Annotated in this window: 24 protein-coding genes; 19 read left to right on the top strand and 5 right to left on the bottom strand. The window is 72.2% G+C overall.

Translation table 11 applies throughout. From position 1 onward, the window contains the following. Positions 1–156 precede the first annotated feature (156 nt). Both E1267_RS28790 and E1267_RS45380 read left to right on the top strand, forming a co-directional pair. Positions 157–1053 (top strand): hypothetical protein, encoded by an 897-nt coding sequence (locus E1267_RS28790; protein ID WP_132336909.1) that lies wholly within the window; start codon positions 157–159, stop codon positions 1051–1053. After that, entirely contained in the window at positions 978–1226 is a 249-nt protein-coding gene (locus E1267_RS45380; RefSeq protein ID WP_181957855.1) for a hypothetical protein, read from the top strand. Before E1267_RS28790 ends, E1267_RS45380 begins: the two co-directional genes overlap by 76 nt. A 45-nt stretch (positions 1227–1271) precedes the next feature. Here the strand turns inward: E1267_RS45380 and E1267_RS28780 are convergent, their stop codons facing one another. Then, positions 1272–1877: a thymidine kinase gene (locus E1267_RS28780; protein WP_220449725.1), complete on the bottom strand. Its 606-nt coding sequence runs from the start codon at positions 1875–1877 to the stop codon at positions 1272–1274. Positions 1878–2003: 126 nt separating this feature from the next. Between E1267_RS28780 and E1267_RS28775 the strand changes: the two genes are divergently transcribed. The 3 genes from E1267_RS28775 to E1267_RS28765 are packed head-to-tail and all read left to right on the top strand — an operon-like array spanning position 2004 to position 6614. Beyond that, positions 2004–2495, top strand: coding sequence for a hypothetical protein (locus E1267_RS28775; RefSeq protein ID WP_246064325.1), 492 nt, complete (start codon positions 2004–2006; stop codon positions 2493–2495). Between the two features lie 7 nt (positions 2496–2502). Then, the gene (locus tag E1267_RS28770; RefSeq protein WP_132336907.1) at positions 2503–4569 is read left to right on the top strand and encodes a hydantoinase/oxoprolinase family protein; all 2067 of its coding nucleotides are present in this window, start codon (positions 2503–2505) and stop codon (positions 4567–4569) included. Continuing rightward, positions 4566–6614 carry a hydantoinase B/oxoprolinase family protein gene (locus E1267_RS28765; RefSeq protein ID WP_246064324.1) on the top strand — a complete coding sequence of 683 codons (2049 nt, stop codon included), beginning with the start codon at positions 4566–4568 and terminating at the stop codon, positions 6612–6614. The genes E1267_RS28770 and E1267_RS28765 overlap by 4 nt, the downstream gene beginning before the upstream one ends. Before the next feature lie 126 nt (positions 6615–6740). On the opposite strand, the gene E1267_RS28760 is transcribed toward E1267_RS28765, so the two are convergent. Beyond that, the gene (locus tag E1267_RS28760) at positions 6741–7610 is read right to left on the bottom strand and encodes an NAD(P)-dependent oxidoreductase (RefSeq protein WP_132336905.1); all 870 of its coding nucleotides are present in this window, start codon (positions 7608–7610) and stop codon (positions 6741–6743) included. A gap of 103 nt (positions 7611–7713) precedes the next feature. Here E1267_RS28760 and E1267_RS28755 point away from each other — a divergent pair, with 103 nt between their 5' ends. From E1267_RS28755 to E1267_RS28745, 3 genes are all read left to right on the top strand, one after another. Then, positions 7714–8598 carry a Gfo/Idh/MocA family protein gene (locus tag E1267_RS28755; RefSeq protein ID WP_132336903.1) on the top strand — a complete coding sequence of 295 codons (885 nt, stop codon included), beginning with the start codon at positions 7714–7716 and terminating at the stop codon, positions 8596–8598. Positions 8599–8676: 78 nt separating this feature from the next. Then, positions 8677–9681, top strand: a complete 1005-nt coding sequence (locus E1267_RS28750; RefSeq protein ID WP_132336901.1) for an NAD-dependent epimerase/dehydratase family protein — start codon at positions 8677–8679, stop codon at positions 9679–9681. A 42-nt stretch (positions 9682–9723) separates the two neighbouring features. Beyond that, complete coding sequence (locus E1267_RS28745; protein WP_132336899.1) at positions 9724–10779, top strand: dihydrodipicolinate synthase family protein; 1056 nt, start codon at positions 9724–9726, stop codon at positions 10777–10779. Here E1267_RS28745 and E1267_RS28740 read toward each other — a convergent pair. Further along, complete coding sequence (locus E1267_RS28740) at positions 10762–12006, bottom strand: response regulator (RefSeq protein WP_132336897.1); 1245 nt, start codon at positions 12004–12006, stop codon at positions 10762–10764. The two genes, E1267_RS28745 and E1267_RS28740, sit on opposite strands and share 18 nt — an antisense overlap. A gap of 59 nt (positions 12007–12065) precedes the next feature. On the opposite strand from E1267_RS28740, the gene E1267_RS28735 reads away from it, so the two are divergent. The 6 genes from E1267_RS28735 (at position 12066) to E1267_RS28710 (ending at position 18205) form a co-directional block, all read left to right on the top strand. Next, entirely contained in the window at positions 12066–13217 is a 1152-nt protein-coding gene (locus E1267_RS28735) for a DegT/DnrJ/EryC1/StrS family aminotransferase (RefSeq protein WP_132336895.1), read from the top strand. 87 nt (positions 13218–13304) lie between these two features. After that, positions 13305–14549, top strand: a complete 1245-nt coding sequence (locus E1267_RS28730; RefSeq protein WP_132336893.1) for an ABC transporter substrate-binding protein — start codon at positions 13305–13307, stop codon at positions 14547–14549. Between the two features lie 18 nt (positions 14550–14567). Then, positions 14568–15434 (top strand): carbohydrate ABC transporter permease, encoded by an 867-nt coding sequence (locus E1267_RS28725; protein WP_132336891.1) that lies wholly within the window; start codon positions 14568–14570, stop codon positions 15432–15434. Beyond that, positions 15431–16303 carry a carbohydrate ABC transporter permease gene (locus E1267_RS28720; RefSeq protein ID WP_132336889.1) on the top strand — a complete coding sequence of 291 codons (873 nt, stop codon included), beginning with the start codon at positions 15431–15433 and terminating at the stop codon, positions 16301–16303. Before E1267_RS28725 ends, E1267_RS28720 begins: the two co-directional genes overlap by 4 nt. Next, positions 16300–17253, top strand: a complete 954-nt coding sequence (locus E1267_RS28715) for a hydroxyacid dehydrogenase (protein WP_220449724.1) — start codon at positions 16300–16302, stop codon at positions 17251–17253. Before E1267_RS28720 ends, E1267_RS28715 begins: the two co-directional genes overlap by 4 nt. Before the next feature lie 31 nt (positions 17254–17284). Continuing rightward, complete coding sequence (locus tag E1267_RS28710; RefSeq protein ID WP_132336887.1) at positions 17285–18205, top strand: dihydrodipicolinate synthase family protein; 921 nt, start codon at positions 17285–17287, stop codon at positions 18203–18205. Between the two features lie 19 nt (positions 18206–18224). Here E1267_RS28710 and E1267_RS28705 read toward each other — a convergent pair whose 3' ends face one another. Continuing rightward, positions 18225–18941, bottom strand: a complete 717-nt coding sequence (locus tag E1267_RS28705) for an amidohydrolase family protein (protein WP_132336885.1) — start codon at positions 18939–18941, stop codon at positions 18225–18227. After that, on the bottom strand, positions 18938–19741 hold the full coding sequence (locus E1267_RS28700; protein ID WP_132336883.1) for an amidohydrolase family protein: 804 nt from the start codon (positions 19739–19741) through the stop codon (positions 18938–18940). The genes E1267_RS28705 and E1267_RS28700 overlap by 4 nt, the downstream gene beginning before the upstream one ends. Positions 19742–19893: 152 nt before the next feature. Here E1267_RS28700 and E1267_RS28695 point away from each other — a divergent pair, with 152 nt between their 5' ends. From E1267_RS28695 to E1267_RS28675, 5 genes are all read left to right on the top strand, one after another. Continuing rightward, entirely contained in the window at positions 19894–20553 is a 660-nt protein-coding gene (locus tag E1267_RS28695) for an amidohydrolase family protein (protein ID WP_132336881.1), read from the top strand. Beyond that, positions 20550–21329, top strand: a complete 780-nt coding sequence (locus E1267_RS28690) for an amidohydrolase family protein (protein WP_132336879.1) — start codon at positions 20550–20552, stop codon at positions 21327–21329. Before E1267_RS28695 ends, E1267_RS28690 begins: the two co-directional genes overlap by 4 nt. Then, positions 21326–22498, top strand: a complete 1173-nt coding sequence (locus E1267_RS28685) for a DegT/DnrJ/EryC1/StrS family aminotransferase (RefSeq protein ID WP_132336877.1) — start codon at positions 21326–21328, stop codon at positions 22496–22498. Before E1267_RS28690 ends, E1267_RS28685 begins: the two co-directional genes overlap by 4 nt. Before the next feature lie 67 nt (positions 22499–22565). Continuing rightward, a complete protein-coding gene (locus tag E1267_RS28680) occupies positions 22566–24572 on the top strand; it encodes a PQQ-binding-like beta-propeller repeat protein (protein ID WP_165959853.1) in 2007 nt (668 codons plus the stop codon). Positions 24573–24930: 358 nt separating this feature from the next. Then, entirely contained in the window at positions 24931–25608 is a 678-nt protein-coding gene (locus tag E1267_RS28675) for a histidine phosphatase family protein (protein WP_246064323.1), read from the top strand. Positions 25609–25652 lie beyond the last annotated feature (44 nt).

The following is a 25652-nucleotide window of genomic DNA, read 5'->3' as shown; positions in this document are numbered from 1 at the left end:
GCTCTGGGGCGTGGTGGGCACGCTCGTGCCGGTGGCGCTCCCGGGGCGGCGGTCGCGCCCGGGGCGTGGCTCGCCGGTCGGAAACGGGTGGTCGGAGGGGGTGACGGCATGGCCGGAGCTCTCGCGGAAAAGGATCTCCCGGCGTAGCGTGGCTTTATGCGGCAGGCACACGCTGAAGACGCAAGGACCGAGGCCAGACGAGTCGTACGCAACCTGCTCGGCGAGGACCACCCGACGGCCCCGACCCTCATCGACGGCGTACGCCCCGTGTTCGGGGACGAACGGACGGACCGCACGCTGGAGCTGGCGCTCGGGGCCTCGCTGACGCGACGCTCGGCCGAACTGGCCGCCATCGCCGCGCTGCTGGTCGGCACCCGTGAGCTGGGCGTGGAGTGGTGGACGCGGCCCAGGGGCGGCAAGCTGCCCCCTCCCGACGAGGTGGTGCGCACGGCCGTCGCGATCGAGCCGTGGACCGACCTGACCGCGCTGGAGATGCTGGCCGCCTGGATCTCCGACGACGCCGCCGACCAGTTGTGGGGCCGGCCGGTCGCCCAGGTGGATCTCAACTCGTGGCAGGCGGAGGACCGTTTCCACCTGCCGCCGGGGGTCAGACCGGGGCAGCGGCTCGTGGTCCACTTCGACGCCGGCGGCCGGCTCGACGCGGTCGTCACCCGCCGGGCCGACGACGACCTCGGCTCCAACCTGGACTTCCACTCGCTGCGTTACTCCCGGCCCGCCGAGGCGCAGTGGAGCTGGGGGGTGGCCGCCGGGCTCGGGCCGCACCGGCTGCCCGGGGAAACCCCCGACCCGTACGCGCGCGGGGTGCCTGCGGAAGCCTCGGAAATCCTGCGCGCCTGGGCCGTGCGCCACGGCGCCACCCGCGAGCAGTTGGGCGAGCGGTGGAACACCGTGGGCGACGTCGTGGCCGCCATCGAGCGGGTCGACTGGATGTGGCGCAGCGGCGAGTGGTTCGGGTGGTGGCGTGGCGCGTCGGCGCTGGTGGACGACTCGGCCTACCTGCCGTACCGGCTGGAGGAACTCGCCGCCGGCTGACACAACCCCGCGCCGGGCTGGCCGTCTCCGCCAACACGTTCGAGGCGCACCGGCTGATCGAGGTCGCCACCCGGCAGGGGCTCGGCACGGAGATGGCCGAGCGGCTGTTCAGCACGTACTTGAAGCTCACGCCGCCGGCATACGGCGGGCACCCGCTCGGCGTCGCCGCATGACGTGGCGAAAACCTCGGGTCTCAGGAGCGGGGCGGCCGGCCGCCGTCAGATCGCCTGGGTCCGCGGCTCCATCGTGCCCTCGCCGAGCCGGCCCGAGCGGTGGTGCCTGCGGCAGAGCACCTGGTAGCGCACGTGTGCGGCGTCGGTGTCGCCGATCACGACCTGCTCGCCCGTACGCGCCATCGTCCCGCCCACGATCCTGGCGTTCAGCCGGCCCGGCCGCCCGCACCAGCACAACACCTCGACCTGCAGCCGGCACACCTCGTCCGCCAGCTCGAACAGCCGCTGGGCGGCCGGGAACATCACCGAACGGAAGTCGGAGGCCAGCCCGAACGCGTAGACGTCGACGCCGTGCTCGTCCACCAGGTCGGCGAGCTGCTCGATCTGTCCGACCGTGTAGAAGCAGGCCTCGTCGCAGATCAGGTAGTCGATCCCGTCGTGCGCGGCGACCAGCCGTACGAGGTCGAGATCGTCATCCACCTCGATCGCCTCGAGACCGAGCCCGATCCGGCTGGTGACCTTGGCGCCGCCGGAGCGGTCGTGCTTGGTCAGCACGAGGCCGCGCCGGCCCTGCCGGCCGTGGTTGTAGTTCATCTGGAGGGCGAGCGTGGACTTCCCGCAGTCCATGGGGCCGAAGTAGAACTTCAGCACAGCGTCCCTGGCACCAGACGGCACGGCAGACAAGGCAGACACTTCAGTCACAGGCCGCCAGCTTAGTGGCTTGGCTTGTTCCATGACCTCGTGGGACATTTCTCCCCTGGAGTTACAGGAGGAAGTGTGGTCACCGACAATCCGCCGTCCAAGCCGACCTCTACCCCGCCGCCCGGCGGGCCGTCCAGTGAGCCGTCCAGTGAGCCGTCCAGCGGGCCGTCCAGCGGGCCGTCCAGCGGGCCGTCCAATGCGCCGGCCGGCCCTCCGGCGCTCGACGCGATGATGTCGCAGGACGACATCACGGCCGCCCAGGCAGAGGCCACCCGATGGCGCTACGGCTTCCTGGTCGTGGTCACCGGGATCATCGCGATCCTGGTCGCCTTCGGCGCCGCCGTGTTCGCCACCCAGGAGTTCGCCGTGCTGTTCGCGGGCGTGGCCGGGGTGATCGGCACCATCATCGGAGCGTATTTTGGGGTGCAGGCCGGTCAGTCCGGCAAGGCCAGGGTGGAGGCGGAGCTCTCCCGCTCCCAGGAGATGGTGGTGAGGCTGGCCGCGTACGTCGGCACCGACAACGCGCCCCGGGTCATCGACGAAGTTCTCGGCCGTCGCCGAAGCTAGAGGAGCCATGCGTAGCGTCCGTATCGGAGTGGACACCGGAGGCACGTTCACCGACGTCGTAGCGGTGGACGAGCAGACCGGTGAGATCCTCACCACCAAGACCCCCTCGACCCCGGCGAACCCGGCGGACGGGTTCGTCACGGGTATCGAGAAGCTGGGTGAGTTCATCCGCGGCTCAGGAGCTCGCGACGGGGAAACGGCCATGGAGTACGTCGGCGCGATCGTCCACGGCACCACGGTGGCGACGAACCAGCTGCTCGAAGACCGCATCGCCGACCTCGGGTTCATCACGACCGAGGGGTTCGAGTTCATCCTGGAGATCGCCAGGCAGAGCGTCCCGGACGGCTACGGCAACTCCTACTTCTGGGTCAAACCGCCGAGGATCGTCCCCGTGCACCTGGTCAAGACCGTCGGCGGGCGGCTCGACCACCGGGGCGAGGAGGTGTGGCCGTTCTCCGAGGAGCAGGCCGTCGAGGCGGCCCGCTGGTTCAAGGCCAGAGGCATCACCGCGATCGGGGTCTGCTTCCTGCACTCGTACGCCAACCCCGAGCACGAGCGGCGCATGCGCGAGGTGTTGCGGCGCGAGCACCCGGAGGCGGTGATCTCCGTGTCGAGTGACGTGCTGCGCGAATACCGCGAGTACGAACGCTCGGTGACCACGCTCGTGGACGCCGCCGTCAAACCGGCGATGCGCGGCTACATCGCCGGCCTGTCCAACCGGCTCGGCAAGTCGTTCTCCGTGATGAAGTCGAACGGCGGCATCCTGTCGGCGCGCGAGGTCGTCAACCAGCCGATCACCACCGTGTTGTCGGGGCCGGCGGCGGGCGCGCTCGGCGCGGCGCTCGTCGCGTCCACGGCGGGTCACCGGTCGGTGATCACCCTGGACGGCGGCGGCACCTCCACCGACGTGGCCGTGGTGATCGACGGCGAGCCGTCCATCACCACGGAGGGGACCGTCGGCAGCTACCCGTGCAAGATCCCGATGATCGACATCGTGACGGTCGGGGCGGGCGGCGGCTCGATCGCGTGGATCTCGCCCGAGGGCACGCTCAAGGTCGGGCCGAAGTCCGCCGGCGCCGACCCGGGCCCGCTCTGCTACGGCAGGGGCGGCACCGAAGTGACGGTCACCGACGCGCACGTGTTCCTCGGGCGCATCCCGCCGCACCTGCTGGGCGGGGAGATCCCGCTGGACGCCGACGCGGCCCGCGCGGGCATCCAGGCGCTGGCCGGCAAGCTGGGCCTGACCCCCGAGCGTACGGCGACGGGGATCCTGGAGATCAGCGCGTTCAACCAGAGCAACGCGATCCGGCAGCTCACCGTCAAGCGAGGGCTGGACGTGCGGGACTTCCCGCTGGTGACGTTCGGCGGGTCGGGGCCGCTGCTGGCCTGCCGGCTGATCGACATCCTCGGCCTGCCGTCCGTCGTCGTCCCGCGCGACCCGGGCAACGTGTCGGCGTTCGGGCTGCTCACGGTGGACGTCAAGAACGACTACGTCCGTACGTACGTCACCCGCGACCTCGAACTGGGCAAGGCGGTCGAGATCTTCCACGACCTGGAGCATCAGGCGGGAGAGGAGCTGGACCGCGAGGGCTTCGACGACCCCGTCTACGTGCGCAGCGCCGACCTGCGCTATTACGGGCAGGCGTACGAAGTGCGGGTGGCCGCCCCCGCCGGCGAGATCGACGAAGCCTGGCAGGCCGAGGTCGTCGACCGTTTCCACACGGCTCACGAGAAGTTGTACGGCTACGCCTATCGCGACGATCCCCGCCACGGCGTCGAATGGGTCAACCTGCGCGTGTCCGGCATCGGCCCCATCAGCCGTCCGGTCATCCCCCGCCTGGACAGGCCGGGCGAGGGCGCCACCTCCGTACGTCTCGTGCACTTCGACGAGACCCGCGACACTCCCGTCCACCAGCGCTCGGCGCTCGGCCCCGGCGCCACGGTCACGGGCCCGGCGGTGATCGAGGAGTACGGCTCGACGATACCCATCCACCCGGGCTTCGCGGCGGCGGTGGACGACTTCGGCAACGTGGAGATAGCCGCCGCCGACCGAGGAACGGTGGGCGAGCGATGAGCACGACCGACCCCGTCCTGGTGGAGATCGTCGAGGGGACACTCGCGTCGGTCGAGAAGGAGGTCGAGACGGCCATCGCGCGTACGGCCCGCTCGCCGATGATCCGCGACGCGCACGACTTCCGCGCCGGCATCCACGACGTGCGCATGCGCAAGCTGACCGGCCGCTCCTACAGCGCGCTGGTCCAGCCGGTCGTGCGCGACTTCCCCGTAGAAGCGATGAGACCCGGCGACGTCTACTTCCACAACGACGTCTACCTGTCCGAAGGCGGCATCGGCCACCTGCCCGACCTCTGCGTCACCGTCCCGGTGTTCCACGAAGGGGAGGTGGTGGCGTTCGTGCAGGCGTTCGGCCACCACGACGACATCGGCGGGTCGGTCCCCGGGTCCATGCCCTCGCACGCGCGGTCCGTGTACGAAGAGGGCCTGATGGTGCCGCCGATCAAGTTGTGGGACGAGGGAGTGCCCAATGAGGCCGCGCTGCGCATCATGACCCGCAACTCCCGCATGCCCGACTCGCTCGCCGGCGACCTCGACGCCGAGTGCTTGGCCTGCCTGATGGGGGCGCGGCGGCTGGCGGAGCTGTTCGACCGGTACGGCAGGCGGGCCGTCGAGGCGAGCTTCGACGCGATCATCGACAAGACCACCGAGACCTTCCGCAGGGAACTGCTGGCCAGGATCCCCGAGGGCACGTACGTGTGGGAGGACTACGCCGAGCACGACGGCGTGGACGAGCCGCGCCTGCACGCCCAGCGCATCACCCTCACCGTCGACCATTCCGCCCTCGAACAGGGAGGGGACGACGGCGACCGGGCGCCGCTGACCATCGACTTCACCGGCACGTCACCGCAGGCCAAGGGGCCGATCAACCACGCGGGCGACTACGCCGACGGTGTGTTCCTGAAGAAGTGGCTGGCTCCGGTGCTGCGCAACCTGGCCGACACGCCGGAGCGCATGGCCGAGCTCGACGTCAACGAAGGCGTCGTCCCCCTCATCAAGATGATCTTCCCGGAGAAGGGCAGCCTGCTCACCCCGATCTTCCCCGCGCCCACCAACGCCCGCACGTTCGTCATCCTGCGCCTGCTCGGCGTGCTGGCCGGCGTGCTGGCCAAGGCGACGGGCGGGCGCATGCCGGCCGACCAGGAGACCATCCGCTACACCGGCGTCCACGGCATCGGCGCCGACGGCGAGCCGTACCTGATGCGGGAGGTGCTGGGCGGCGGCTCAGGCGGCCGCTGGTACGCCGACGGCGAGGACACCATCCACGTCGTGCCCGACTCGCGCAACATCCCCGTGGAGTTCGCCGAGGCCCGCTGGCCGTTCCGGGTGGAACGCCTGGCGCTGGCCTGCGACTCGGGCGGGCCGGGCATGTTCAGGGGCGGGCTCGGCTACGACAAGCACATCCGGATGCTCAGGGACGCCTCGTACATGTCGATCGCCGACCGCTCCATCCTGTCCTGCTGGGGTGTCAACGGCGGCCTCGCCGGGCGGCCGTTCCGCGTCGAGATCGCGGGCAAGGAGATGGAGGGACTGGTCGACGACCATCCGGTGCAGGCGGGGGAGCTGGTCAGGATCCGCACCACCGGCGGCGGTGGCTGGGGCTCGCCCTATGACCGCGACCCCCGGGCGGTGGCCGCCGACGTGCGCGACGGGAAGGTGTCGATCGCGGGCGCGCTGGGCGACTACGGGGTGGTGCTCGACGGCGATCGCATCGACGAGCAGGGCACCGCCGAACTGCGGGCCCGGCTACGGCCGCCGGCAGGGCGGTTCTTCGACCGGGGGCCCGGGTACGCGAAACTCGCCGGCCGGCCCTTCGCCGACGTCGACGAGTTGGAAGGCTCACCCCGCCCTCGCCCTTCGGACAACGGCCCGTCTCCTGGCGGTCCGCCGGAGAACGACCCGGCTCCTCACGTCCCGCCTGGGGAGGGCCTGCCTCAGGGCGGCCCGTCCGGGCCGTCCCGTGGCGCTCCCTCCGGTGGTCCCGCCCCGGTCGACCATCCGGCCGACGGTGGCCCGCCCGGCGAGGGCCCGATCGAAGAGCCTTGACCCGGGTGGCCGGGCCGGACACACGCGTACGGCGAGCCGGGACCCGCGCCGCAAGCACCGGCACGTGCGCGGCGACCCCTCGACGTCCACGCGGCGAAGCTGCGGGGCCCGAGGGGAGGGCTGCGATCAGGGGGTGTCGAAGCTGGCGAAATAGGTGGCCGACATGTCCTGGTCGCCGTGGCCCTGGGCCTCGGCGCGGCGCAGTCGTTCGCCCGCGGCCGCCACCACGTCGAGCCGCACCCCGGCGGCCTCTCCCGCCTGAGTGATCAGCCGGGTGTCCTTGACGGCGTTGGTGACGGCGAAGCTGGGCGTGAAGTCGCCCTCCAGAATGGACACCGACTTGGCCTGGAAGTAGGGGCTGTCCATCGGGCCGCCGGTGATCACTTCACGGACCAGGACGGGGTCGACGCCGAGCCCCTGGGCCAGCGCGAGAGCCTCGGCCACGACGGCGGTGAGCGAGATGCCGTAGCTCACCGTGGCCATCTTGAGCCGGGTGCCCGCGCCGCCGGCCCCGTCGTCGCCCACCCAGAGCGTACGCTGCCCGACAGCGTCGAAGACGGGGGTGAGCGCCTGCCTGGCGGACGGCGGCCCGGCCGCCAGCACGATGAGCTTTCCCTGCTCGGCGGGCTGGCGGGTGCCCTGCACGGGCGCGTCGGCGAACGTCAGCCCGTGCTCGGCCGCCAGCGCGGCCAGCCGCTCGGTGGCCGCCACGCCGACCGTGCTCATCTGCGCCCACACCTGCCCGGGGCGGAGCCCGGGGGCGGCGGCCGTCATCGCGGCGTGCGCGGCGTCGCCGTCGCTCAGCATCGTGACGATCACGTCGGCCCCGTCGACGGCCTCGGCGGGCGAGCCGGCCACGACCGCTCCATGGGCCGCCAGGGGCTGGGCCTTGCCCGCCGTACGGTTCCACACGTGCACCTGCATGCCGGACGTGGCGATGTTGCGCGCCATGGGGGCGCCCATCAGCCCGGTTCCCAGAACTGCAACCTTGACCATGGGATCATCATATGTTTCGGCTGTGACCATGACATCACAGGGGTGTGGCGTCTCCAGCGCGGGGGAGACTGGTGTGACCATTGAGAGAAAGGAAGGTACGCGCGTGCGGATCGTGCTTGCCGGGCTCGCCACGAGTCACCCGTACACCGATGCCCGCACCCTGGCCAGGCATGCCGAGCTGGTGGTGTGGGAGCCCGACGCCGAGAGGTTGCGGCGTTTCACCGATGAGCATCCGTCCGCGAAGGTCGCGCAGAGCCTGGCGGGTGCGCTGGGGCACGACCCGGACGGCGTGGTGCTTACCGTGCCCAACCCCGAGGTGCCCGCGGCGCTGGCCCGGGTGCTGGAGACAGGGGCGGCGTGCTTCGTGAACAAGCCGGGCGCCGCGACCCGGGCCCAGCTCGACGCGCTCGACCGGCTGCCGGTCCACGACCGGGTGATGTCGACGTCGGTGTTGCGGTTCGCGCCCGCGTTCGCCGGGGTGCGGGCCGCCCCGGACGACCTGCTCGCGGTGCGCGCCACCGTACGCCACGACGTGGGCCTCTGGGCGACCGGCTACAACCCGTGGCAGGACGCGCCCGCCGAGGGCGGCGGCACATTGGTGACCATGGGGGTGCACGGGGTGGAGCTGCTGGTCGCCCTGCTGGGCCCCGACGTGCGCCTGGCCGGGGCCGCGCGGTCCACGCGGCATTACGGTCCGCTCCGTTCCGAAGACACCGGTGTCATGGCCCTGCGGTGGGGCGGCGGCGTGCTCGGCACGGTCGAGGTGCTGGGCGTCTCCGAGAGGGAGTCCTACACGGTCACGCTGCACCGGCGCGAGTCCACCGAGACCTTCTCCATCGAGGGCGGCGACGATCCGATCAGGGGCCTCGGCTACGAGGGCACCATCGACGCGTTCCTGGCGATGGTGGGCGGCGCCCCCAGCCCGGTGCCGTGGGAGCAGACGAGAGCCGTGCTCGACGTGCTCGTCTCCGCGAGGGAGCGCGCTTAGGGAGACGGGCCCCGCGTTGACAGCACGAGTCTCCCACAGTTACGGTCTGGACCGTAAATAGCGAACGGGAGGACGTGCGTGCGGACGACGGCGGAACTCGATGAGCGGCTGGCGCGGCCCGGCGACGGGCTCGTCGACGACCTGGGCAGGCTGCCCGGCGACATCATGATCCTGGGCGCGGGCGGCAAGCTGGGCCCGAGCCTGGTGCGGCTGGCGCTCAACGCCACCCGTGGGGACCGGCGGATCATCGCGGTGTCCCGCTTCGGCGAGCCGGGTCTGGCGGACGCACTCCGGGAGGACGGCGCGACGGTGGTGCCCGCCGACGTGTCCGACGAACGGGCGCTGCGCGACCTGCCCGACGCGCCCAACGTGGTGTTTCTGGTCGGCGCCAAGTTCGGCACGCAGGGGCGCGCCCACGCCGCCTGGTTCACCAACACCTACCTGCCCGGCCGGGTGGCCGACCGGTTCAGGGACAGCAGGATCGCCGCCCTGTCCACCGGCAACGTCTACCCGCTCGTCCCGGTGGGCGGCGGCAGCACCGAGGACTCCCCGACCGGGCCCGTCGGCGACTACGCGATGAGCTGCCTGGGCAGGGAACGGGTCCTGACGCACTTCTCCGAGACGTACGGCACACGCGTGGCGCTGCTGCGGCTCAACTACGCCGTCGAGCTGCGCTACGGCGTGCTGGTCGACCTGGCGCAGAAGGTCCTGGCGGGCGAGCCCGTCGACCTCACGACCGGTCAGGTGAACGTGGTCTGGCAGGGCTACGCCAACGAGGTGACGCTGCGGTCGCTGCTGCTGGCCGGCACGCCGCCGTACGTGCTGAACGTGACCGGACCCGAGCTGATCTCGGTGCGGCAGGCCGCGCTGGCGCTCGGCCAGGCGCTCGGCAAGGAGCCGGTCTTCACCGGCGAGGAGGCCCCCACCGCGCTGCTGTCGAACGCGGGCCGCTGCCACCGGCTGTTCGGCTACCCGGAGCTGACCCCCGCCGAGCTCATCGAGCACACGGCGCGCTGGGTCGCGGACGGCGGGCCGCTGCTCGGCAAGCCCACCAAGTTCGAGCGCCGCGACGGGCGTTTCTGATCCGTGCCACATCACCGCACCTACTCACTTGGGGGTCCTCACGTGCTCGGCACGGCTCCGGAGGCGCACGCGTCCGTGCGCGACCTGTTCAGGCGCGGCCTGGTGATCCCGGCGCACCCGCTGGCGCTGACCTCCGACAGGAAGCTGGACGAGCGCCGCCAGCGGGCGCTCACTCGCTACTACGTCGAGGCGGGCGCGGGCGGGCTGGCGGTGGGCGTGCACACCACGCAGTTCGCCATCCACGGCACCGGCCTGCTGGCCCCGGTGCTCGAACTGGCGGCCACGGTGGCGGGCGAGTACGAGCACGACGTGGTGCTCGTGGCCGGCGCCACCGGGCCGACCGCGCGGGCGGTGGCGGAGGCCGAGCTGGCCAGGTCGCTCGGCTACCACATGGTGCTGCTCAGCCCGTACCGCGAGCTGGACGAGGACGGCCTGATCGAGCGGGCTCGGGCGGTGAGCGAGGTGCTGCCGGTGATCGGCTTCTACCTGCAGCCCGCGGTCGGCGGCCGGCACCTGTCCAGGGAGTTCTGGACGCGGCTCGCGGCGATCGAGGCCGTGGTCGGCATCAAGGCGGCGCCTTTCGACCGCTACCGGACCCTCGACGTGCTGCACGGCGTGGTGCGCGCGGGCCGGCAGGCCGAGGTGGCCCTCTACACCGGCAACGACGACCACATCCTGACCGACCTGATCACCCCGCACCGGGTGGTCGTGGACGGGCGCGAGGTGGACATCGAGTTCGTCGGCGGGCTGCTCGGCCAGTGGGCGGTGTGGGTGCGCCGGGCCGTGGAACTGCTGGAGCAGGCCAGGGCGGCGCGTTCGGGCGACGACGCGGCCGTACGCCGGCTGCTCACCCTCGACGGTCACCTGACCGACGCCAACGCCGCCATCTTCGACTCGGCCAACGCCTTCCGCGGCTGCATCCCCGGCATCCACGAGGTGCTGCGCCGGCAGGGCCTGCTGGAGGGCCGCTGGTGCCTGGACCCGGCCGAGGAACTGTCGACCGGCCAGCTGGCAGAGATCGACCGGGTGCTGGCCGCCTACCCGGCGCTGCGCGACGACGACTTCGTCGCCGAGAACCTCTCACGCTGGCTCGCCTGACCGATGTCCGGGGCCGGGGTGCTGGAGAGTCAGGCGATAGAGGGTCAGCGGGCGGCCGCTGGATCCGCTGGTGAGGTTGCCGGTGCGTTCGGCGAGCCCGGCCAGCTCCAGGCGGTGCAGCATGCGCCGGGCCGTGCGCTGCTGGACGGCCAGCCGGTCGGCGATCTCGCGCGTCGTCAGGGGCTCGCCGCCCGTGGCGGCCCGCGCCTGGAGGAGCTTCTCCAGCGTCGGCACCGACAGCCCGACCCGGCGGGCGATGACCGACAGGCTCTGCCCGCCGGCGGGCTCGGCGGTCACCGACTCCAGCACGATGTCGGCGTCCGCCCGCAGCGACAGCACCGCGGCCACCGGGCCGAGCCTGCGTGCCTTGGCCAGCGCCCGCCGCGCCAGGCTCTCCGCCTCCGCGGCGCTGCGTCCCAGCCCGAACCCGACGCGGACGGCGTCGTTCTGCTCGGCCAGCCGGGCCAGCATGGGAAGCCCGGTGAAGCCGCCCGTGGCGTCGTGCAGCGGGCCGCGGGTCGTGACCAGCAGGTGGGTGCCGCCGCGGAAGGCCGCCAGCGTGCCGCCCAGCGCCGTGGCCTCGCGCAGCAGCCCCTCCTCGTCGGCCACCTCGACGAGCCCGAGCGCGATCTGGGCGTCCTCCTGCACCTGCCCTTCGGCGGTGAGCACGAGCTGGCGCAGCGCCACCCGTACCGAGTGCACGGAGGGCACCAGGCGCAGCACGTGCCGCTCGTCGCGCAGCGCCTCGTACACGGAGCTCAGGCAGGTGATCACGGTGTGCGCGGGGCTCCTGCGGTGGAAGGCGATCGCCTTCTGGGAGGTCATGCCCGGCCGGTACGGGTGCGTGCGCAGCTCTCCGGTCGGCAGGCCGGCCTCGCCGAACGTGGCGTCGACGTCGGCGGCGGGCAACGTGTCGATCGACAGCCTGGTGACGTCCTCGCCCCGGTGCTGGAGGCGTACGAGGGCGTTGAGCAGCGTCGCGCCCGAGTAGTCGACGAACGCGGCGGGACGGATGAGGGCCTCGGCGTCGCGGCAGAGCATGTAGGGCACGATGCCGGTGAACAGCCAGCCCTCGACGGAGGCGGCGTGGGCCTCGACGATCGCGGGCGCCTGCGACTCGTGGTCGTAGTCGAGGCGCAGGGTGCTCACGCCCGGCTGCTCCTCGCAGACGGCCGCGACGTCGTCGACCAGATCGTGCGGGCCGACGACTCCGATGACGATTCCCACGCACGCCTCCCTCTCGCTTATTTCGGTCAGGACCGCAATCATAACTGGTGAGGTGCCCGGTGAAGTTCCCGTCCATGGCAGAGGCCGACGGCCGTACCCTCGGAGACGAGGAGGTGGCCGCCGTCGAGCGGGTGATCCGCTCGGGCATGCTCAACTCCGTCTGGGGGACCGAGGCGCGCGAGCTGGAACGCGAGGTCGCGCGTATGTACGGCTCCCGCCACGCGATCGCGTGCAGCTCCGGCACCGCGGCCCTCCATCTGTCGGTCGTGGCGGCCGCTCCGGATCCAGGGGACGAGATCATCACGACACCGATCACGGACTTCGGGACCGTGGCCCCCATCCTGGCGCAGAACGCCGTTCCTGTCTTCGCCGACGTGGATCCGTCCGACGGGAATCTCGATCCCGGCGCCGTGGCAGCGCTCATCGGCCCGCGGACCAGAGCGATCATGGCGGTGCACCTGTTCGGGGCGCCGGCCAGGATCCACGAGCTGCGCGCGCTGGCCGACGAGAACGGTCTGACGCTGATCGAGGACTGCGCGCAGGCCTGGCTGGCCGAGCTGCCCGGCGGCGGGCTCGCGGGGACGACGGGTCACGTGGCCTGCCTCAGCCTGCAGCAGTGGAAGCACATCACCTGCGGCGACGGCGGCGTGGCGATCACCCGCGACGAGGAGCTGGCCAGGCGGATGCGGCTCTTCTCCGACAAGGGCTGGGACCGCGCGGCCGGGCGCTCGCACGCCGCCTTCGGGCTCAACTACCGCATGAGCGAGCTCCAGGCCGCCGTGGCCCGCGCCCAGCTCGCCAAGCTGCCCGGCGTGCTCGCCGCGCGCCGCCGCACGGCCCTGCAGCTCATGGACGCGCTCAAGGACCAGCCGGGGATACGCCTGCCGCGCCCGCAGGGCCACGCCTGGTGGCTCTTCCCGATCGTGTGCCCGGGCGGCGACGCGCCCGAACTGGCGGCGCACCTGGCGACGGCCGGCGTCCCCGCCCGCGCCGGATATCTCGCCCAGCCACTGAACAGGGCGCCGGTGTGGGAGGCGCGCATCTACGGGACCGCTCGTTACCCGCTCGACGGTTACACCCCCAACCCCTGCCCGCGGGCCGAGCGCATGGTGGACCGTACGCTGCTCGTCATCGACTGGAACGAGAACTACACGTCGGGGCACGTCGAGGCGATCGCCCAGGAGATGGCGCGGTACCGGGGCCGGGCGTAGTCACGTTCACATCTCAGGCATTGACCGGGCCAAGTCACGCTCACTAGGTTTCGGTCAGGACCGGTATTAAGCGAAAGGAAGCCGCCGATGAAAAAGGCAGCGGCAGTCGGCCTCGCGGCCGTCCTGAGCCTGGCGGTCGCCGGGTGCGGATCCAGCGGCGGCTCGGACAAGAGCGCCGTGACCCTGTGGATGTATCCCGTCATCGGGGACCAGGCCAAGAGCCAGGCGTTCTGGGGCAAGGTCGAGAAGGACTTCGAAGCGGCCAACCCCACGACCGACATCACGATCGACCTGCAGCCCTGGGAGGGCCGTCAGGAGAAGGTCACCACGGCGCTGGTCTCGAAGAAGGGCTTCGACCTGGTCGTGCTCGGCCCCGACCAGATCCCGCAGTACGCCCAGCAGGGCACGATCGAGCCGGTCGACGACATCGTCGCGCCGGACAAGGCCTCCTACCTCCCGAACTCGCTCAGCGCCCTCACCGTCGACGGCAAGCTCTACGGCGTCCCCATCTACCAGACCATCACCGTGCCGATCTACAACAAGAAGTTGTTCTCCGAGGCCGGCGTGGACAAGGTGCCGGAGACGCTCGACGAGCTGAAGGAGGCCGCGCCCAAGCTGGCCGCCAAGAAGGTCGCCATCCTCGACTACCCGGGCAAGCCCGAGGTGACCCTCAACCAGAGCTTCTATCCGATCCTGTGGGCCAACGGCGGCACCGTCTTCGCCGCCGACGGCAAGAGCGTCGTGTTCAACGGCCCCGAGGGCGTGGCGAGCCTGCAGTTGCTGCTCGACCTGAAGGCCGCGGGCGGCCTGCCGCCGAACGCCGCGAGCAAGGGCAACGACATCGAGGGCGGCACGCTGGCCGCCGGCAAGACCGCCATGTACCACGCGGCCACCGCGGGCCAGGTCGACCAGCTCGCCACCGCCATCGGCGCCGGGAACGTCGGCATCGGCCCGCCACTCGAAGGTACGAAGCGCGTCGCGTTCGGCATCCCCGGAGGTCTCATGCTGGCCAAGCACTCCGAGAACAAGGACGCGGCAAAGAAGTTCGTCACCTACCTGGCCTCCCCCGAGGTCTCCGCCGCGCTGGCCAAGGAGTCGGGCTTCTTCCCCGCGCGCACCGACGTGACCGTGCCCGACCAGTCGGAGGCGTCCGAGGAGTTCGCCAAGTCCCTGCAGTACGCCTTCCCCGGCGACACCCACCCGAAGGCCCGGCAGGTGATGGGCGTGCTCGCCCCGCACATCCAGGCGGCGCTGCTCGGCAAGGAGGACGCGAAGACCGCGCTCGACGCGGCGGCGCAAGAGGCGAACCAACTGCTCGGCAGCGGCGGCTGAGAGGGAAGGGACCACCTGGTGCGTCATCGCCTGCGCGACCCGGTCACCGGCCTGCTGTTCGTGCTGCCCGTACTCGTGCTCTTCCTGATCTTCCGGATCTTCCCGTCGCTGGGCGCGGCGGGCATGAGCCTGACGAACTGGAACATCGGCGGCGAGTGGGACATCATCGGCGTGGACAACTACGCCCGGCTGCTCGACGACGTGAACTTCTGGCTGAGCCTGCGGGTCACCCTCGTGTACTCCGTCGTCTACGTGCCGCTCACCATGCTCGTGGCGCTCGGCACGGCGTTGCTGCTCAACCAGGTGGTGTTCATGCGCGGCCTGTTCCGCGGCATGCTCTTCCTCCCGTACGTGACCAGCTTCGTGCTCGCGGGCATCGTCTGGCGCTGGATCTACGAGTACAACGGCCTGATCAACGGCCTGCTTGCCAAGGTCGACCTCGGCCCGGTCGCGTTCCTGGAGGAGTCGGGGGTGGTCCTGCCCGCGCTGGCCGTCGTGTCGGTGTGGAAGGGGTTCGGCTACTCGATGCTGATCCTGCTGGCGGGGCTGAAGGCGATCCCGTCCTCCTACCTGGAGGCGGCCACGGTCGACGGGGCCAACGCCTGGCAACGTTTCCGCAGGATCACGCTGCCGCTGCTCAAGCCCACGATCTTCTTCGTCCTCGTGATCGAGACGATCAGCGCCTTCCAGACCTTCGACACGGTGTACGTGATGACCGGCGGCGGCCCGGCCAGGGCGACGTACACCCTCATCTACGGCATCTACGACCACGGCTTCCGGTCGTTCGACTTCGGCTACGCCGCCACCTGGGGCATGGTGCTGTTCGCGGTCGTGCTGGTCGTGTCGCTGATCCAGCGCCGTTTCCTGGACCGGGGGAACACATGACGATCACCACGGCGTCCCGTCCGCCCTCCGTCCGGGCCGAGCCCTCCCGCGCGGCGCGCAGGCCGTGGTGGCGGGGCAGGTGGCCGCTGGCCGCCCTGCTCGCGCTGCTGTCTGTGCTGACCGTCAGCCCCTTCGTGGCGATGTTCATCGTGGCCCTGTCGCCGGCGGGCCGCCCGACCGTGCCCGCGCGGTGGCCGGAGTCGCTCACGCTGGACAACATCACGATGGTGTTGTCGTCGTCGGGATTCGTCACCTGGACGTTCAACTCGCTGATCTACGCCTTCGTCTCCGTGGTGATCATCCTGCTCACCTCGTCGATGGCGGGCTACGCCTTCGCCAAGAAACGCTTCCCCGGCCGCGAGGCGATGTTCTGGACGTTCCTCGCGACCATGATGGTCCCGTTCCAGGCCACCCTCATCCCGACGTTCGTGCTCGTCAACAGCCTGGACGGAGTGGACACGTTCTGGGGGCTGATCGTCCCGACGCTGGCCAACTCGCAGGCCGTCTTCCTGATGCGGCAGTTCATCCTGGGCCTGCCCGACGAGCTGTTCGACGCCGCGAAGGTGGACGGCGCCTCCGAGTGGCGGGTTTACTGGACGATCGTGCTCCCGCTGACCAAGCCGATCCTGGCCACGCTGGGCGTGTTCGTGTTCCTGTGGCACTGGAACGACTTCCTGTGGCCGCTGGTCGTCGGGCAGAGCGACGCCACCCGTACGCTCACGGTCGGCCTGACCACGCTGCGGACCGAGGAGATGCAGCTGTCGCTGCTCATGGCGTCGGCGGCCGTGTCCGTGGTGCCGTGCCTGCTGGTGTTCTTCCTGCTGCAGCGCTACCTGGTCAACAGCATCGCGATGACGGGCCTGAAGTGATCGCGCTCTCCCTGGCTCCCGGGCTGCGCGAGATGTTCCTCCCACCGCCCCTGTTCGCGCGGCTCGAACGGCTGGCCCCGATCGGCCCGCTGGAGCGGGCGCGGGTGCTGGTCACCGGATGGGACACGCCGCGCGTGGACGCGGAGACGCTGGCCCGCGCGCCGGAGTTGCGGCTCGTGGCGCACACCGGCGCCGCGGTCGGGTTCCTGGTCTCCGACGCGCTCTGGGAGCGGGGCATCCGGGTGACCCAGACCGGAGCCGCGATGGCGCCCGCGGTGGGCGAGGTGGCGCTGACGTTCACGTTGTGCCTGCTGCACCAGGTGCACCGCTTCGACCACGACCTGCGGTCAGGGTCGGGCTGGGCGCAGACCAGGGCGGCGGCCCGGCCGAGGCGCGAGCTGCGCGGCAGCGTGGTCGGCGTCGTGGGCGCCTCCCGCACCGGGCGGGCGTACGCGGGGCTGGTCCGGGCGCTCGGCGCCGAGCTGCTGCTCGCCGACCCGACCGTCTGCGCGGATGACGCGGCCGGGCTGGGCGCCACGCTGGTGGAGCTGGACGACCTGCTGACGCGCAGCGACGTCGTGGCCCTGCACGCCCCCGCCATCCCGGCGACCCGGCACCTGATCGGCCGCAGGGAGCTGGCGCTCATGCCCGACGGCGCGGCGCTGGTGAACACCGCCAGGTCGTGGCTGGTCGACTCGGCCGCGCTCCTCGACGAGCTGCGCGGCGGCAGGATCGACGCGGCGCTCGACGTCTTCGACGAGGAGCCGCTCTCGGAGGACAGCCCGCTGCGCCGCCTGCCGAACGTGCTGCTGACCCCGCACCAGGCGGCGGGCACCGAGGAGGCCAGGCACCGGATGGGAACGCTGACGGTCGGCGAGATCGCGAGGTTCCTCGCCGGTGAGCCGCTCCAGCACGAGGTCACCCGCGAACAGCTGCGTTGGACCGCCTAGCACCCTGGAAGAGAGGGTCTAAGCTGTGCGAATGGTTGATATCGACCCCCGCGCGGCCGAGTTGCGCGACCGGCTGCGCGGCACCCTGATCGCCGCCGCCGCGACCCCGATGACCGGGCCGGGCGAGATCGACCTCGACGTGGTGGCGCGGTATCTCTCCGGCCTGGTGGCCGACGGCGCCACCGGCCTGGCCGTGCTCGCCCACACCGGCCGCGGGCCGTTCCTCGCTTCCGCCGAGCGCGCCGCCGTCGTCGAGTGCGCCGCGGCCCTGGACGTCCCCGTGCTGGTCGGCGTGGGCGGCGGGCCCTGCGACGCGGCCGAGCAGGCGCGGGCGGCCGCGGACCTCGGGGCGGACGGCGTGCTCGTGTTCCCGTCGGAAGGCGACAGAGCCGTGCTGCACGAGCAGGTGTGGCGGGCCGCCCGCCTGCCGATGGTCGCCTTCGACCTCTACACGCGGCCCTGCCCGACGGACGTCATGCGGGAGGTCCTGCGGCACCCCGGCGTGGCCGGGCTCAAGACCGCGCTGCTGTCCGACGCCATGGGCTGCCAGCGGGCGATCGCGCTCGCCCGCGAGTCCGGCCGGCTGGCGATCACGGGGGAGGACCGCATGTTCGGCCCCTCGCTGCTGTGGGGGGCCGAGGCCGCGCTGGTGGGCGTCGCGGCCGCCGCCGTCGGGGTGACGGCCGAGGTGATGCGCGCCTTCGGCGAGCCGGACCTGCGCGCGTTCGAGCGGGCCTCGGGCCGTCTCGACCGGCTGGCCGCCGCCACCTTCACCGAGCCCATGGAGGGGTACGTGCAGCGCATGCTCTGGCTGGCCGCCGCCGAGGGCCGTATCCCTGCCCTCCATGCCTGCGACCCCTACGGTCCCGGCCTGCCGGAGGGGGAACGCCGCGACCTGCTGGCCCAGGACTTCGGCCCGGCGGAGGAGCGGGCCGGGGCGGTCGCCGGGTGAGCCCGCCGGGCTCGTACGGTCAGAGCCGGAAGAGGGCGGTGGCGTTGCGCCAGGCGATCCGCTCGGCCGTCTCCCTGGGCAGGCCGGCGGCGGCCACCGCCCCGAAGGCCGACGCCGGGTCGATCAGGGTCGCGTCGGTGCCGAACAGGAGCCGGGCCGGGTCCACCCCGGCCACCACCTCCGCGATGCGGCCCGCCGGGGCGTGCGACCAGCAGGGCTCCAGGTAGAGGCGGTCGCAGGCGTCCGCGGCCTCGATGGCGTGCCGGAACCCGTCGGCCCCCATGTGCCCGGCGATCACCCGCAGGCCGGGGATGTCCAGGCAGACCTCGGCCAGGTCGAGCACCGAGGCGCCCCACGTGTGCACGAGCGCCGGGCGGCCTGTCCCGGCGACCAGCGTCAGCGCCTCACGCAACCGCGCCGAGCCGGCCGGCGAGCCCGTGTAGTCGGTGTGGATCTTGACGCCGACGAACCTTCCTCCCGGCAGGTACGCGCGCAGGTCCGCCTCCGCCTCGCGCAGCCGCCGCGGGTTGACCGTGACGTAGCCGAGCAGGCGGTCCTGCGTCTCCAGGTAGGCGGCCAGGACGCGGTTGCCCGCGGGGGCGTCGTAGGTCACGGCCTCGGTGGCGGAGACGATCGCCCGGTCGATGCCGTAGCGGTCCATGGTGGCCAGGGTCGAGCCGGCGACGTCCATGGTGAAGAACCACGGGCCCCAGTGGGCGTGTACATCGATGATCACCGCGCGGACCTCCTCGGCGTTGCGGCGAGCAGCCTCGTCGCGTTGCCGCCGGCCACCGCGGCGATCTCCGCGGGTCCCAGGCCGCTGGTCGCCAGGCGGAGGAGGGGGACGAGGGGCTCGTAGTGGGGTGCGCGTGAGCCGTACAGCAGGCGGTCGGCGCCGAGCTCCGCGGCGACCGTCTCCAGCGCGTCGGGGGAGTTGAGCAGGCGGGTGGAGGTGTGGAAGCCGGGCTCGTCCGCGGCGGCGACCAGGAAGTCGCCCAGGTGGTAGAAGTGCGTGTCGAGGAAAACCACCCTGGCCTCGATCCCGGTGAAGGGCTGCCAGAACCTGCGCACGTCACCGCCGGTGAGCACCACCAGGCCGAGCCGTGCCGCCCGGAGGGCGACGTGCCGGACGGACGGGAAGGCCGCGTCGACGCCCTGCTCGTCGGGGAAGAGCCGGACGGCCCGCGCCCCCGCCGACGCCAGCCGCTCCAGCTCGCGGGCCGCGCCGATCGGGTCGCGCAGGTCCACGGCGCCGACGGGGACGATCCCGGGGCACGCGGCCAGGGCCAGCATCTCGTCGTTGCCCGTGCGCGTGTCGAACAGCGCCGCCCGCAGGTGCGCCACCGCCGCCGCTCGAACGCGGTGCGCGGCCAGCGTCTCCAGCACGGCCTGGCTCGTGCCGGGCGGCCCGTCGCGGTCCGGGTACGCGCCGAGCAGCGCGTCCACGTCGAGCGTCACCTCGAGCTCGCCCACCAGCCGCCACGCGTCGAAGGGCGTGGCGCACCCTTGCTTTTCGGGCCCGTCCTCAATCGGCATGCCGGTCATTATGGCATTGCCGGAATCGAGGCAGAAAGGTACGTTCGGTCGGGATGAGCAAGAGGTGAAACCCCTTGGCCGGGCGTGGGTCGCACAGTGGGCCCTTGACCGTCACTTCCCGGCCGGGCTAGTTTCGGTCTGTGCCGAAATTTGTGATTGATGCACACCGGCTCATCGGTCCCGTGCCGTTCGACGACCTCCCCGAGGACCCCACAGGCGAGATGGACCGGCTCGGCATCGACCGGGCCTTCGTCACCCACACGCTCAGCCTCTACTCCGACGCCGCCGCGGGCAACGAGGCCCTGCTCGCGCTCGACGACCCCCGGCTCGTCCCCGTGCCCGTCGTGGTGCCGGGGGAGACGGGGGAGGAGCTGCCCGGTGTGCGGATGGTCAGGTTGTGCCCGGAACGCCACCGGTTCGACCTCACGGGCCCGGCCACGCTGCGCAGTCTGTCCGCGCTCGGCCTGCCCGCCGCGGTCGACCTGGAGGAGACCTCGCCCGCCCAGCTCCGCCACCTCGCCGAGCGCCTGCCCGCTCAGCGCCTCCTCGTGCTCAACCCCGGTTACCGCCGGCTGCGCGCGCTGGCCGAGCTGATGGACGAGGCGCCGAACGTGTGGGCCGAGATCGGCACCGTCAACACCCAGGGCGGCGTCGAATGGCTGTCCGCGCGGTACGGGGCGGGGAGGCTGGTGTTCGGCACCGGCGCGCCCGTCGCCGACGACTGCGGCCCGCGCTTCCTGCTCGACCACCTCGACCTGCCCGCCGAGGACGTCGAACGGATCGCCGCCGGGTCACTGGAGGCGATGGTGTGATCCTCGACGCCCACGGCCACGTGGGGACCTGGCCGGACTTCCTCATCCCGCATCCCGCCGCCGAGCACCTCCTGGCCGCGATGGACCGGATCGGCGTCGCCGCGATGGGCATCAGCCATCTGCTCGCCGTCGGCCCCGACGCGGTGCGCGGCAACGCGGCGGCCATGGAGATCGCCGCGCGTTTCTCCGGCAGGTTCGGGGTCTGGCAGGTCTACAACCCGCACCACCGCACGCAGCTGCCCAGCGTGGGCACGCCCGGCGTGTGGGGCGTCAAACTCCACCCCGACGTGCACCAGTGCCGCCTCGACGACCCCTCGTACGAGCCGGTCTGGCGCTGCGGCCTGCCGGTCCTGGCGCACGGCCAGACGGACTCGCCGTGGAGCGACCCGGCCCAGTTCGCCGCCGTCGCCGCGCGGCATCCGCACGTGCCGCTGATCATGGGACACACCGGGCTCTGGCCGTACGGGTTCGGCCGCGCGGCCCGGCTCGTGGCCGATCATCCCAGTGTGTTCCTGGAGACGTGCGGCTCTAAGATGACCGGCCGCTGGATCGCCAGGCTGGCCGCGCTCGCGGGGGCGGAGCGGGTGCTGTTCGGCTCGGACGCGTGTTTCCTCGACCTGCGTACGGGCTACGGCCGCGTCGCGCTGGCCCCGCTCACCGACGCCGACCGCGCTCTCATCCAGGGCGGCAACCTGGCCCGCCTCCTCGGCCTTCCCCTCCCCGATCTGCGCCTCCCCGATCTGCCCGGCCCTCCGGAGAAGGGACACCCAGCGTGACACTCGCCATTCACGGTGGCGCCCCCGTCAGGACGGCGCCCTGGCCGGCCTGGCCGCCGCCCGTCGACCCCGCCCAGCGCGAACTGGTGACCGAGGTGCTGGAGAGCGGCCTCTGGGGCGCCACGCAGGGCGGCTCCGTGGTCGCGGACCTGACCGCCGCGTTCGCCCGCCGCTCCGGCGTCCGGCACGGCGTCGCCGTCGCCAACGCCACGCTGGGGCTGTTCGCGGCGCTGCGCGGCCTGGGCGTCGGCAAGGGGGACGAGGTGATCGTGCCGGCGTACACGTTCGTGGCCTCGGCCACCGCGGTGCTGCTGGCCGGCGCGACCCCCGTGATCGCCGACGTCGACCCCGTGGACCTGCACCTGTCGCCGGATGCGGTGCGGGCCGCGCTGACCGGCAGGACGGCCGCGCTCATGCCCGTGCACCTGGCGGGCAGCCCCGCGGCCATGGACGCGCTGAACGACCTGGCCACCCGCCACGGCCTCGCGGTCGTCGAGGACGCCGCCCAGGCGCACGGCGCGACGTACAAGGACCGCCCGGTCGGCGGCCTGGGCGACGCGGGCGTCTACAGCTTCCAGGCGAGCAAGGCGATGACCGCGGGGGAGGGCGGCCTGATCGTCTGCCGCGACGAGTCCGCGTACGAGCGCGTCTGGTCGGTCTGCAACCTCGGCCGCGCGTTGGGCGGGCAGTGGTACGGCCACCCGTCCGTCGGCTGGAACCTGCGCCTCACCGAGCTCCAGGCGGCAGTGCTGCTGCCCTGGCTGGACCGGCTCGACGACGAGATCGACCGCAGGAACACCTTCTGCGCCGCTCTCGGACACGAGCTGGCCGCCGTCCCCGAGGTCGCCGTGGTGCCCGCGACGGAGGGCACCACCCGCGACTCGCGTCACCTCCTCATGCTGCGCCTCGACGCCGGCGTGGACCGCGCGTTCCTGCTGGAGGCCATGGCCGCCGAAGGTGTGCCGCTGGACGCCGGCTACCCGCCGCTCGGCACCATGTCCGCGCTCATCGGGGAGGGCGCCCGCGTCGAGTCGTGTCCCGTCACGGCCGAGGCGGCCGGCACCGTGGTGTGGGTGCGCCAGTCGATGCTCATGGAGGACCCGGCCGCCGCGGCCGACATCGCGCAGGCCTTCGCCAAGGTGCTGCGGCACACCGGAATCGCGAATTAGGACCTTAACCGTAATCAAGGTATTGACGCTATACGAGCGCAATCTCTAGGTTTCGGTCATGACCTTAATGAGGAGAATGCTGGCCGCCGCGGTGGCGGCCGTCCTCGTGACGCTGGCCGCCGCCCCCGCCGGCGCGGCGCAGCGCCGTACCGAGGACCTCGGCGTGCCCCTGGAGGACGTGCTGCTGATCGGCGGCGTGGTGGCGCCCGGCCCCGGCGGCAGGACCGTCCTGTGGGGCGCGTCCTCCGGCAGCCCCGCCCATCTCAACGCCGTCGACCCGGCCACCGGGGCCGAGGTGGCCAGGTACGACCTGCCGGGCGCGGAAGGCTCCTGGGCCGTGGACGCCGCCCAGGACGGCAGCGTCTACGTCGGCACGTACGGCGACGGACGGCTCTACCGCTGGACTGACCAGGGTGGTGTGCAGGACCTCGGCCGCCCCCTGCCCTCGGAGAACTTCGTCTGGACCGTCGCGGCCGGCGAGGGCGCCACCGTCTACGGCGGCACCTCCCCGGGAGGCCGCCTGTTCGCCTACGATCCCGCGACCGGCGTACGCGACTACGGCAGGCTCTCGGCCGCCCACTCCTACGTCCGCAGCGTCTCCTACGCCGACGGGAAGATCTACGCGGGCACCGAGGACCCCGCCGCGATCTTCGAGGTCGACGCCGCCTCCGGCACGTCCAGGCAGCTCCCCCTGCCCGACGGCCTCGACCCGGCGGGCAAGTGGGCCTACGACGTGAACGTCGCCGCCGGCCACCTGTACGTGCGCTTCGGCGGTGCGAGCCCCGGCCCGCTCCACGTGTGGGACATCGCCGCCGGCCGCTGGAGCGACACCCTGGACCCCGCCCACGGCCTGGACGTCTCGCCGCCCGACGACGACGGCGCGGTCTACCTCGTCAAGGACGGCGAACTCGTCCGCTACGACCCCAGGACGAAGGAGACGACGGGCACGGGCATGCCCATCACGGGCCGCGTCGCCAACACCCGCGGCATCGGCTGGGCCGAGCTGGGCCTGCCGGACTATCCGGGCAAGAGCGTCGTGGGTCTCCTCTGGCGCGGCCTGATGTTCCGTTACAACCCGCAGACCGGCGCGACGTCGTTCGCGCAGACGGAGGTCCAGGGCGAGCCGATCGACGTGACGGCGCTCTCGGAAGGCCCCGACGGCCGCATGTACGCCGGCGGCTTCCTCAACGGCGGTTTCGCCGCTCTCGACCCCAAGACGGGAAAACGGGCCGAGTTCCACACGTTCTCGCAGAGCGAGGACATGACCACGCACGACGGCAGGCTGTACGTCGGCGCCTACCCCGAGGCCCGGGTCTACGCCTACGACCCGGAACTGCCGTGGAACAGCCCGGAATACTCCCCGAGCCCCGAGCCCGGCCCGGCCGACAACCCGGCCCGCCTGTTCGACCTGGCCGCGGAGAAGCAGATCAGGCCGCGGGCGCTGACGTCGGCGGGCCGCTACCTCGCCGCGGGCACCATGCCCGACCTCGGCCACCTGGGCGGAGTGCTGGCGATCTGGGACCCGGAGACCGGCGAGCTCAAGCACTCCGGGCGCAACGTGATCAAGGATCAGAGCATCGTCTCGCTCGCCTACCGCGACGGCGTGCTCTACGGCGGCACCTCCATCTACAGCGGCCAGTCGGCCACGCCGCCGACCCAGCCCGAGGCCAAGCTGTTCGCCTGGTCGGTGAAGGACGACCGGGTGCTGTGGGAGATCGTCCCCGCGCCGGGCAAGCCGGCGGTCCCCGCGCTGACGTTCGACGACCGGGGCCGGCTGTGGGGGATCGCCGGCGGCGAGGTGTTCGCCGTCAACCCGGCCGCCCGCAAGGTGGTCGAACGGGTCACGCTGTCGGACAGCGAGAGCGCGAGCGGGCAGCTCGCCTTCAACCGGCGTGACCGCACACTGTACGGCGCCCACGCCGGCCAGTACGTCTTCTCCCTCGACCCGCGCACCGGCCGGCACGCCGTGCTGAAGGAGGGACCCGTGCACCAGCTCGCGGTGCACGGGTCGGGAGACGTCTACTTCGCCGAAGGGCCGCGCCTGTTCCGGCTCACGGATCAGCGGATGCGATAGGTGGGGAAGGTCTCGAAGCGCGACAGGCGGAGGTGCCCGTCAGGGCCGAGGAGGAGGTTCGAGATCGGGCGGGCGATGAGCGTGGACGCCATCGTCCCGGATCAATCCGGTACGCCTTGCCCTGGTCGACCCCGTACACGCTGCTCTGGGTGGACCCGGCCACCGGGCGGACAGCCAGGGCCGTCAAGCACCAGGACCTACCCCTGGGACACCGTCACCCAGGTACGGCCGGACACCGATCTCGCGTCCCACGCGGGTTTCCTGCGGGGCAAGGTGACGAGGCGCACGTACGGCCTCCCCGTTCGCGCCTAACGGTCTTGACCGTGATTTGCCCATGGCTCCGTGGCAGGATGGCGGCGTGAGCCCATCAGTGGTCATCGCCGTCCGGCACGGGGAGAGCGAGGCCAACCTCGCCTACCGGCTGGCCGGCGACACGCCGCTGGTCTACGAGCGGGGCGACGACGAGGTGACGTTGACCGAGCAGGGCAGGGCGCAGGCCGCGGCGCTCGGGCGCCTGCTCGCCGCCCTGCCCGGCGGCGAGGCGCCCGAACTGGTGTGGTGCTCGCCCTACCTGCGCGCCCTCGACACGTGGCGGATCGCCCAGGACGTCTGGGGCGTCCGCCCGCTCCCCGTCACCGTGGACGAACGGCTCAGGGACCAGGAGATGGGCGAGTTCGCCCGCTACAACCCGGTCGCGGCCGAGGAACGTTTCCCCGGGGAGCGGGCGCGACGAGAGGCCGAAGGCGCCTGGGCCTACCGCCCGCCCGGGGGAGAGTCACTGGCCGACGTCGTCGGCCGGCTCCGTGACCTCCTCGCCGACCTGCGGCGGCGGGCCGCCGGGCGGCGGGTGCTGATCGTCGCCCACGACTCCGTGGTGCTGGGGCTGCGCCATGTCATCGCCGGCGACCCCGACGCGCGGCTCGCGGCCGTGCTGGAGTTCGCGCCGGTGCTCAACGCCTCCGTGTCGGTCTGGCGCACCGGCGGCGAACGTTTCGAGCTCGTACGCTTCAACGACGTCGCCCACCTGACCCCCTGACACCACGCCCTCGCCCGCCCGGCCTCGACCTCCGAGGCCTCACC

The sequence above is a fragment of the Nonomuraea longispora genome (assembly GCF_004348345.1).
GTDB lineage: Bacteria > Actinomycetota > Actinomycetes > Streptosporangiales > Streptosporangiaceae > Nonomuraea > Nonomuraea longispora.
This window is presented reverse-complemented; position numbering and strand designations above follow the sequence as displayed.

Bases quoted from the DNA above. Each gene is read 5' to 3' on its own strand.
- E1267_RS28710 (WP_132336887.1), top strand. From the start codon at position 17,285: ATGGTTGATATCGACCCCCGCGCGGCCGAGTTGCGCGACCGGCTGCGC.
- E1267_RS28770 (WP_132336907.1), top strand. From the start codon at position 2,503: ATGCGTAGCGTCCGTATCGGAGTGGACACCGGAGGCACGTTCACCGAC.
- E1267_RS28680 (WP_165959853.1), top strand. From the start codon at position 22,566: ATGAGGAGAATGCTGGCCGCCGCGGTGGCGGCCGTCCTCGTGACGCTG.
- E1267_RS28720 (WP_132336889.1), top strand. From the start codon at position 15,431: ATGACGATCACCACGGCGTCCCGTCCGCCCTCCGTCCGGGCCGAGCCC.
- E1267_RS28760 (WP_132336905.1), bottom strand. From the start codon at position 7,610: ATGGTCAAGGTTGCAGTTCTGGGAACCGGGCTGATGGGCGCCCCCATG.
- E1267_RS28730 (WP_132336893.1), top strand. From the start codon at position 13,305: ATGAAAAAGGCAGCGGCAGTCGGCCTCGCGGCCGTCCTGAGCCTGGCG.
- E1267_RS28790 (WP_132336909.1), top strand. From the start codon at position 157: ATGCGGCAGGCACACGCTGAAGACGCAAGGACCGAGGCCAGACGAGTC.
- E1267_RS28700 (WP_132336883.1), bottom strand. From the start codon at position 19,741: ATGCCGATTGAGGACGGGCCCGAAAAGCAAGGGTGCGCCACGCCCTTC.
- E1267_RS28765 (WP_246064324.1), top strand. From the start codon at position 4,566: ATGAGCACGACCGACCCCGTCCTGGTGGAGATCGTCGAGGGGACACTC.